The sequence below is a fragment of the Streptomyces capoamus genome (assembly GCF_014654935.1).
In the GTDB taxonomy this organism is placed as follows: domain Bacteria; phylum Actinomycetota; class Actinomycetes; order Streptomycetales; family Streptomycetaceae; genus Streptomyces; species Streptomyces capoamus.
Genome location: NZ_BNBF01000002.1, coordinates 104484 through 113444 on the forward strand (window position 1 = coordinate 104484; position 8961 = coordinate 113444).

Here is an 8961-nt window from a genome sequence, read left to right on the forward strand (position 1 = left end):
ACGAGGTTCCCGGGAGCGCGCAACGAGGAACCTCCCCTGCCTCCGGAGGCGATGACGCCCCGCGAGGCCCTGGTGGAACTCACGGCGGAACTGCCCCCGGTGAAGGCGGCTCCGCGGGGCCACCGCAAGGAGCGCAAGAAGCAGCGCTCCGGCAGGATCCGCGTCGTCAGCTACCTCATCGCCGCCGCCGTGACCGTCATCGCCTCCGGCGTGAGCATCTTCGGCGGCCTGATCGCCTACGACCCGCTGCGCTTCGTCGCGGCGGCCCGGACCGAGAGCACCGTGGTCTCCTGGTGGCCCCTCCTGGTGTTCGGCCCCTGGCTGGTGGCCTCGCTGTCCATCCTCCGGGCGGCGCTGCACCAGCGCCGGGCCTTCCACTCCTGGTCCGTCCTGCTGGTGTTCTCCGCCATCGCCATGGCGCTGTGCGTGGCGCAGGCACCGAAGAACATCGTGGACACCGTGGCCGCCGCCCTGCCGAGCCTCGCCTCCCTCGCCTGCTTCCAGCAGGTGGTGCGTCAGGTCACCCTGACCAGGCCGCCCCGGCGGACCTTCCCGCGGCACCGGTCCCAGCCCGCCGAGAAGACGGCCGCCGAGGAGATCGTGGCGGCCCCGGAGGGCACGCCGTACCCGAGCGGCGACCAGCCCCGGGAGGACTTCCCCGGGGAGGCGGTGGCCGGGGGGCCGGTGCACCATGACCGGCTCTCCGGGCAACCGCGTCGCTTCGGGTGGCCCGGCGACCGTCCCTGACCGTTCCCGTCGGCGCCGCTGGTCCGTGGGTCCGGCTCCGCCCGGCACAGCTGGAGGTTCCCCATCGATGAGCAGTTTCCGTACGCCGGTCCGGGCAGCCGCCGGCCCGCCCACTCGGGGCCGGACGGCCGGGGGCGGCGCGTGAACACCCTTCTCTCGGCGCCGCCGCTGCTGCCCGATGTCGCCCGGCTCCGGCCCCGCCAGCAGATGGGCATCGACTGCGCCGTCTGCGGTCTCCCCCTCGGACCGAGCGGCCGGGTGCTCGGCGAGGTGCGCTACCGCGGGCTGCCGTTCCGGCTCTGGATGTGCGCGGCCGGCTGCGAGACCGTCCCGTCCGCGCACGGTATCTAGGGGGTGTCCTCCCCACGGATCAGGCCGGGGCCACCGCCGTGAGCCGGTGGACGTCGCGGGCGGTGCCGGTCACCCCGGACAGGAAGCCCTGGGCGCGGGGCGAGGCGGTGGCCGTGAGCCAGGCCGGGTCGATGTCGCAGACCGCGACCCGGACACCCGTGCCGGCCAGGGCCAGCGGGAGGGTGTGGACGACCGTGGAGGGGAAGCTGAGGACGGTACGGCCGATGGGGCCGCGCCGGGCGATCAGCTCCAGGGGCAGGTCCGGGCGGACTATCTCCAGACCGGTCTCGACCGCCAGGCGGTGGAGTTTCCCGGTGTTCTCGCGGCGGTGGGCGAAGTAGCGGGTGACGCCGTGGGCCCTGGCCAGGTCGCGGACGGCCGCCAGGTAGCGCTCGCCGTCCACGACCCCCGTCTCCACCAGGGAGGTGCCGACCATGTCCGCGCCGTCGGTGATGCGCGGCGGCCCGAAGCGGGCCCGGGTCCAGGCGAAGTCGTTCGCGGTGACCGTGACGCCCTCCGGGGTCTCCGTCACCGGCATGGAGGAGAAGACCTCGACCCGCCGGCCCCCGCTGGGTGTCAGCCGGCGGCGGGCGGAGGAGGACACCGGTGCGAACAGCAGGTCCCGCGCGCCGGGCCGGCCGCCCTTGCGGTGCCAGCGGACCAGGCGTTCGCCGCGGGCCAGCTGGGCGACGAACTCCATCGTCGCCGTGCCGTCGTCCACGACCACCAGGTCGCGGGCGCGGGTGATGGTCAGCAGCAGCTGTACGTAGCGGGAGAAGGGGTCGCCCATGACGATCCGGCCGGCCCGGCGCAGCAGGCCGGCCAGTCCGCCGATGGTGTGGAAGGGCGCGGTGGTACCGCCCCGCGCCTCCTCCCAGCGCACCCGGTACCCCTCGTCCCGGGCCAGGTCGGCCATGCGCCGCAGCTGGCCGCGGGTCATGGGGTCGGTCGGGGCCAGCACGACGACGGTGAACTCCGCCCCGCCCGCCACGGCACCGCCCGCCACCGCACCGCGCGCCGCCGCCCCGACCGTCGACCCGCGGGTCTGCGCGGGCGGGGCGGACACGCACGCGGACACGGGGCCGGCCTGTGCGGGCAGGACGGGCCCGGCCTCGGGCAAGGCCGGCGCGGGGCCCGCCGGCGGGGATGCGGAGGCCGTGCCGTTCGGCCCCGCGCCGGCCGGGGCACCGGTGGCCGGGCGGGACGGCGGGTGGTCGGGCAGGCCGTGCAGGTGTGCCCACTCCAGTACGTTCAGCAGCTGTACCGGGCTCTCCACGAAGGCGAGCGTGCGGGCGGGGTGTCCGGCCTGGCCGGCGCGGGGGCTCATCGGCGTACGACCGTCCCGTCGTCAGTGACCTGGATTCACACCGCTACCGGCTCGCCCGCCGCCGCGGCGATCTCCGCCTCGGCGACGACGCCGGCGACACGGCGCAGCTTCTTCATCGGGCCCAGCTCGGAGTCGTAGACCTTCTTGACGCCGTCGCCGAGGGAGGCCTCGATGGTGCGGATGTCGCGGACCAGGCGCGTGAGGCCCTGCGGCTCCACCGACGCGGCCTGGTCGGAGCCCCACATGGCGCGGTCGAGGGTGATGTGGCGCTCGACGAACGTGGCGCCGAGCGCGACCGCGGCCAGCGTGGTCTGCAGGCCCGTCTCGTGGCCGGAGTAGCCGATCGGGACGTTCGGGTACTCCTTCTCCAGCGTGTTGATCACGCGGAGGTTCAGCTCGTCGGCCTTCGCCGGGTACGTCGAGGTGGCGTGGCACATCAGGATGTTGTCGCTGCCCAGGACCTCCACCGCGTGCCGGATCTGCCGCGGGGTGGACATGCCGGTGGAGAGGATGACCGTACGGCCCGTGGCGCGCAGGGAGCGCAGCAGCTCGTCGTCGGTCAGGGAGGCGCTCGCCACCTTGTGGGCGGGGACGTCGAACTTCTCCAGGAAGGCGACGGCCTCGGTGTCCCACGGGGAGGCGAACCAGGCGATCCCCTTCTCCTTGCAGTACGCGTCGATCTGGCGGTACTCGTCCTCGCCGAACTCCACCCGGTGGCGGTAGTCGATGTACGTCATGCGGCCCCAGGGAGTGTCGCGCTCGATGTCCCACTGGTCGCGCGGGGTGCAGATCTCCGGGGTGCGCTTCTGGAACTTGACGGCGTCACAGCCGGCCTCGGCGGCCACGTCGATCAGCTTGAAGGCGTTCTCCAGCTCACCGTTGTGGTTGATGCCGATCTCGCCGCAGATGTAGACCGGGCGGCCGGGGCCGACCTCGCGGGAACCGAACGTGCGCAGACGGGAGTCGGTGCTCATCAGGGGGTGTCCTTACTTGGGGAGGGAATCGAGAGAGGGGCCGAGGATCCAGCTGGCGATCTCTCGGATCGCGCCGTCACCGCCGGGGACGGTGGTGACCGCGCGTGCGGCGCCGCGTACGACGTCGTGGGCGCTCGCGACCGCCACGGGCCAGCCCACGAGGGCGAAGCACGGCAGGTCGTTGACGTCGTTGCCGACGTAGAGCACGCGCTCCGGCGCGATGCCCTGCTCCTCGCACCACTGCTTCAGCGCGAGGTCCTTGCGGTCGATGCCGTGCAGCACGGGGATCCGTAGCTTCCGTGCGCGGGCGGCGACGACCGGGTTCTGTTCCGTGGACAGGATCAGCAGCTTCAGGCCGCTCCTGCGGAGGGCCGCGACGCCGAGTCCGTCGCCGCGGTGCACGGCGACGAACTCCCGTCCGTCGGAGTCGATCAGCACCCGGTCGTCGGTCTGGGTGCCGTCGAAGTCCAGGACGACCGCGTCCACGTCGTCCGCGGTCGGCAGCGAACCGGGGCGGTCCGCGTCGAAGAGGGGCGCGAGGGCCCGGGCCCGCGCCAGGTCGTGCGGGTCGTCGATCTCCAGCACCCGGGCCGGCTCGGTGCGCACCAGCTCGGTGCGGCCGAAGAACCGGTGGCGGTGCTCGCGGAACCCGGCCGCGTCCATGGCGTAGGCGGCGCCGGTCTCCAGGAAGTCCTGGGGCCGGTCCTGGCGGCGCGGGCGATAGGACTTGTCATGGTTGACCCCGTGGGCCGCGGTGAGGTCGCCGGTCGCTTCCCGCCAGACGAAACCGTGGAAGGGTGCGACCGTGAGCGCGGTGTCCGCACCGTCTTCGAGCACCGCCGACACGACCCCGTCTATGTCCTCGCGGAGCAGGAACGGGCTGGTGCACTGCACGAGCAGGACGACGTCGACGCGGGCGCCGTGCAGCGTCTCGTGGGTGTCCATGGCGTGCAGGACGGCGGCCTCGGACGTGGCGGTGTCCCCGGCGATGGCGGCGGGCCGCAGCACGACCTCGGCGCCGGCTTCCCGGGCGGCGGCGGCGATGGCCTGGTCGTCGGTGGAGACGACGACGTCGGTCACCAGCCGGGTCGCCCGGCACTCGCGCACCGCGCGGGCCACCAGCGGGACACCGCCCACGGGGGCGAGGTTCTTCGCGGGCACGCCCTTGGAGCCGCCGCGCGCGGGGATCACCGCGAGCACCCGGCGGACCGGGGCGGCCGGGCCCGCTTGCGAGTCGGACATGGGATCTGCTCCTTGGAGTGAGGTCACAGCTCGCCCATCCGCCGGATCACGGGGGCGACCCGCTGCACGCCGTGCCGGTAGGCACCGCGCGCGGCCCGGCGCACGATCTGCCGGACGGGGCCGGGCGCCCTGTCGGCGGCGGGTGCGCCGGGCAGCGGGGCGCCGTCGGGGCCGAGGTGGTGGCGGGCGAGGATGCCGGGCAGGTAGCCGGGCGCGGTCTCGGAGGTGTAGTAGGGGTCGAGGGGCGGCAGGCCGCCCGGCCGGTCCAGCAGCTCGGCGATGCGCTCGCGGGCGGTGTCGAAGGCGGTGCCGTAGCTCCCGTCGGCCGCCACGCCCTGCCGGGCCAGCCACTCCTCGTCCGGCACCGGCCGGTGCCCGGCGTCGAGCTGGTCCCAGGAGGCGAGACAGCCGGAGCCGGTGAAGTGGTGGTTGCCGAGCGACTCGCGCACCCCGAGGTCGGTGAGGACCGCGGTGGGGACACGGCGGTGCAGGGCTTCCAGGGCGGCGGTGGAGCTGACCGTGACCAGCAGGTCGGTGCGGTCGAGGACCTCGCCCATGTGCCCGTACACCAGGCGGAAGTTGGCCGGCGGGTCCTGGGCCTGGACCAGTTTCTGGTACGGCAGTTCCTCGATGTGGGTGGTGTGCTCGCCGGGCTTGGAGCGCAGTTTGAGCAGCACTTCGCGCTCGGGGTGCCTGCGGGCGTGCTCGACGAGCCGGCCCAGCAGGTAGGCGCGGTCCCGGCGGTTGTCGGGCACCGACGGCTGGGCGGCGAACACCACCGTGAACGGCTCGTGTGCACCGGTGTAGGGGGCACCGCCGAGGAAGGGCAGCGCGACCTCGGTGACCGCGGAGGCGTCGGCGCCGACCCCCTCGTACACGGCCCGGAACCGGTCCGCGTCGTGGCGGGAGTTGGCGAGGACCAGGTCCGCACCGTGCCGCAGCAGCAGCCCGTCGGCGAGCTTCTCGTAGACGACACCGACGTAGCCGGTGACGACCACGGGGCGCGGTCCGGGGCCCCAGGCGGCGCGCAGCCCGTGCAGCATCGCCTGGACACCGCCGCCGACGAGGGCGAGGACGAGGACGTCGTACCGGCCGTCGGGGTCCTCGGTCATCGCGCGCAGGAACTCGACGCCGGTGACCTCCCGCAGGGAGTCCGCCCGGACGCCGACCTCCCGCAGCTGGCGGGCGGTGGGGGTGGCGCGTCCCCGCAGCAGGTAGCCGTCGAGCCGGACGCCGGCGGCCCGGGGGGTGAGCCGCTGCGCGGTGAGCGCGCCCCACTTCCACCGGGTGTCCGAGTCGGCGAGGACGGCAACTCGCAGGGAATTCGTTGCACTTGCTGGCACGTCGATGACGCTAGGAAGCCATTCCGAGGATCCGCCCAACCGGAATGCAACAAACGGTTAACAGCACATCACCGAATGGGGAATCGGGCCGTCACCGGCGTGCGGAACAGCCTGGTTCACGGCTTCGCCATGCGTCGTTCACCCGGTATCCAACAGGCCGTCAAGACGAATGCCGGGCCCACGTCCTACCGTCCTTGACGTGGTCAAGCTCTCCGTCATCGTGCCGTTCTACAACGTGCAGCAATACGCGCCCGACACCCTCAGGAGCCTGAAGTCGAACGTGCGTGAGGACTTCGAATTCATTCTCGTCGACGACTGTTCCCGCGACGGCACGCCAGAGATTCTCACGCGTGCGGAACGCGAGCTGCCGGGTGCGGTCCTGGTCCGGCACGAGCGGAACGGGGGCCTGGCGACCGCGCGCAACACCGGTATCGACCGGGCGCGCGGCACGTACCTGACCTTCCTGGACGGCGACGACTGGCTCGCCCCCGGCTACCTTCCCCGGCTGCTCGCCGCGATCGAGGAGCTGGGCTGCGACTTCCTGCGCACCGACCATGTGCAGTGCACCGCCCGGTCGCGCAGTGTGCGCCGGGTGCCGGTGGGCCGGCGGAACACCGTGCTGGACCCGCGGGAGGCGATACTGCCCGCCGACCGGTCCACCTCGGTGGACTACGCGTACGCGTGGGCCGGCGTGTACCACCGGCGGCTGGTGGACCGGGGGCTGCTGCACTTCACCGACGGGCTGCGCACGGCCGAGGACCGGCCGTGGATCTGGAAGCTGCACCGGGAGGCGGAGTCCTTCGCCGCGGTGAACCTGCTCGGGGTGTTCTACCGGCGCGGGGTCGCCTCGTCCCTCACCCAGATCGGCGATGTGCGGCAGCTGGACTTCATCCGGGCGTTCGACCAGGTCGTCGCGGAGACCGCGGCGGACCGGGAGGCCGGCGTCCTGCTGCCGAAGGCCGTCCGCACCTATTGCGCGATCATCGCCCACCACCTGGGTTCCGTCGAGAGGTTCGAGCCGGCGGTGGCGAAGCAACTGAAGTCCCTGAGCGCCGCGGCCCTGCGCCGCATGCCGCAGGACGTGCTGGAGGAGGCACTGGACTCCATGGACCTCCAGCGCGCCACCCGGCTGCGCCGGCTGCGCCGCCGTCCCGCCACCACGGGGGCCGCCGCGTGACCACCCAGATCTTCCAGGCGTCGACGCTGTACGGCACGGCCACGCTCGCCGCCGCCCTGGACTCCGGCTGCTTCCGCCCGGCCGACCGGCGGATCCTGCTGGTCTGCAACAACGCGGCCACCCCCGAGACCTCGCCGGCGCTGGACGCCATGCCGGGTTTCGAGCGGTTGCGGGACCGGTTCGACGACGTGCTGTCGTACAACGAGGCGATCTTCCCGTTCCACCCGGGCGGCTGGTCGCCCCGCGGCGACGACCTGCCGCTGTGGGAAAGGTACCTGCGGCACGAGTGGCGGCTCGGCGCCGACGACGTCGAGCTGGCCGTCGAGTCGATCCAGGTGAACCCGTCGCTGGCGCTCGCGCAGATTTTCACCGGCGCACCGGTCACCGTCTACGCCGACGGCCTGATGAGCTACGGCCCCACCCGCAGCAAGCTCGATCCGCTGGTCGGCACCCGGGTCGACCGGGTGCTGCACCTGGACCTGGTGCCGGGTCTGCGGCCGCTGCTGCTCACCGAGTTCGGGGTGCCCGGCGAACTGGTCCCGACGCCCGCCTTCACCAAGGTCCTCGCCGAGCTGGCACCGGCGGGCGACGGGGTGCCGGAACTCCAGGAGCCCGCGCTGCTGCTCGGCCAGTACCTGTCCGCGCTGGACATCCTCACCCCCGAGCAGGAGGAGCAACTGCACGTCCGGATGCTGGAGGGTGCGGCCGCCCTCGGTCACACCACGGTGGTGTTCAAACCGCACCCGTCCGCGCCGGCCCGGTTCACCCGCTCCCTGGAGCAGGCGGCCGACCGGCTCGGGGTCGGGCTGACCGTGCTGGACACCCCGGTGCTCGCGGAGGTGCTGTACCAGCGGATGCGTCCCGCGCTGGTCGTCGGCTGCTTCTCCACCGCCCTGCTGACCGCGTCCGCCCTGTACGGCCTCCCGGTCGCCCGGGTGGGTACCGAACTGCTGCTGGAGCGGCTGGCGCCGTACGAGAACAGCAACCGGATCCCGGTGACGATCGTCGACGCGTTGCTGCCCGACCTGACCGACCGGCGGGCCGTGGCCGAGCAACGGCCGGGCATGGACACCGAGGCGCTCGGCGCGCTGGTCCGTGCGGTGGGCTTCGCGATGCAGCCGAGGATTTACCCGGGGCTGCGCCCGCAGGCCGAGACCTGGCTCGCCCGCCACCTGGACCAGCGCACCCTGCGCTACTTCAAGCGCCGGCGCCTGTCCGCGCTGGCGCTGCCCGGCGGGGTGCCCGCCCAGCTGGCGTTCATCCCGCGCAACGCGACGGTCCGCCGGGTCGCCCGCAAGGCGCGCAGCCTGCGCAACGCGGTGCGCCGCTGACACCGCCGGACGAGCGGCTCAGCCGTGACGCGGGGGGCGCCGGGCCCGGGCCGGGCGCCCCTCAGCCGATCCCGTACCGCGCCCCGATGCCGGCGACGACCAGGGCCAGTCCCTCCTCGAACTGCCGGTCGTAGTCGTCGAAGAGCAGCTTCCCGGCCTCGGCGGCGAGCGGGAAACCGGCCAGGCGCCGGGCGCGTTCCTCGACGTCGTACCCCTCCCGGCGCTCCCCCGGCAGGGGCCGTACGCCCTGTTCCTCGGTGACGAAGCCGATGGTGTACGCGTACGCCGTGCGGCCCGCGTCGACGGCCTGCGCGAGGCCGAGGCCGGCGCCGGTGAGCACCCGCAGGTTCGCCTCCAGCTCGCGGGCGTGGTCGGTGCCGGTGAAGCGTGAGCCGCTGAACACCTTGGCGCCGTCTCGGTAGCCGAGCAGCGCGCCCCGCAGCCCGCGGTGGGTCTTCAGCAGCCGCTC

At 73.5% G+C, this 8961-nt stretch carries 9 protein-coding genes; 4 read left to right on the plus strand and 5 right to left on the minus strand.

Translation table 11 applies throughout. The annotated features are described in order from the left end of the window. A partial coding sequence (locus IE312_RS03990) for a DUF2637 domain-containing protein (protein ID WP_229899010.1) occupies window positions 1-747 on the plus strand: 747 nt, incomplete at its 5' end. A 141-nt stretch (window positions 748-888) separates the two neighbouring features. Further along, window positions 889-1098, plus strand: a complete 210-nt coding sequence (locus tag IE312_RS03995; protein WP_189978433.1) for a hypothetical protein — start codon at window positions 889-891, stop codon at window positions 1096-1098. A 19-nt stretch (window positions 1099-1117) separates the two neighbouring features. On the opposite strand, the gene IE312_RS04000 is transcribed toward IE312_RS03995, so the two are convergent. Genes IE312_RS04000 through IE312_RS04015 form a run of 4 tightly spaced genes read right to left on the minus strand, consistent with a single transcriptional unit; the run spans window position 1118 to window position 5984 of the window. Beyond that, on the minus strand, window positions 1118-2425 hold the full coding sequence (locus IE312_RS04000) for a hypothetical protein (protein WP_189978436.1): 1308 nt from the start codon (window positions 2423-2425) through the stop codon (window positions 1118-1120). Between the two features lie 35 nt (window positions 2426-2460). Next, entirely contained in the window at window positions 2461-3399 is a 939-nt protein-coding gene (locus IE312_RS04005; protein WP_189978438.1) for an N-acetylneuraminate synthase family protein, read from the minus strand. Between the two features lie 12 nt (window positions 3400-3411). Next, window positions 3412-4641, minus strand: a complete 1230-nt coding sequence (locus IE312_RS04010) for an N-acylneuraminate cytidylyltransferase (protein ID WP_189978441.1) — start codon at window positions 4639-4641, stop codon at window positions 3412-3414. Window positions 4642-4664: 23 nt separating this feature from the next. Beyond that, window positions 4665-5984: a DUF6716 putative glycosyltransferase gene (locus tag IE312_RS04015; RefSeq protein WP_189978443.1), complete on the minus strand. Its 1320-nt coding sequence runs from the start codon at window positions 5982-5984 to the stop codon at window positions 4665-4667. A 199-nt stretch (window positions 5985-6183) separates the two neighbouring features. On the opposite strand from IE312_RS04015, the gene IE312_RS04020 reads away from it, so the two are divergent. Both IE312_RS04020 and IE312_RS04025 read left to right on the plus strand, forming a co-directional pair. After that, entirely contained in the window at window positions 6184-7161 is a 978-nt protein-coding gene (locus IE312_RS04020; protein WP_189978445.1) for a glycosyltransferase family 2 protein, read from the plus strand. Continuing rightward, window positions 7158-8492 (plus strand): polysialyltransferase family glycosyltransferase, encoded by a 1335-nt coding sequence (locus tag IE312_RS04025; RefSeq protein ID WP_189978447.1) that lies wholly within the window; start codon window positions 7158-7160, stop codon window positions 8490-8492. Before IE312_RS04020 ends, IE312_RS04025 begins: the two co-directional genes overlap by 4 nt. Window positions 8493-8553: 61 nt before the next feature. On the opposite strand, the gene IE312_RS38680 is transcribed toward IE312_RS04025, so the two are convergent. Then, window positions 8554-8961, minus strand: a 408-nt coding sequence (locus IE312_RS38680) for a TetR/AcrR family transcriptional regulator C-terminal domain-containing protein (protein WP_229899012.1), incomplete at its 5' end; no start/stop codon positions are given.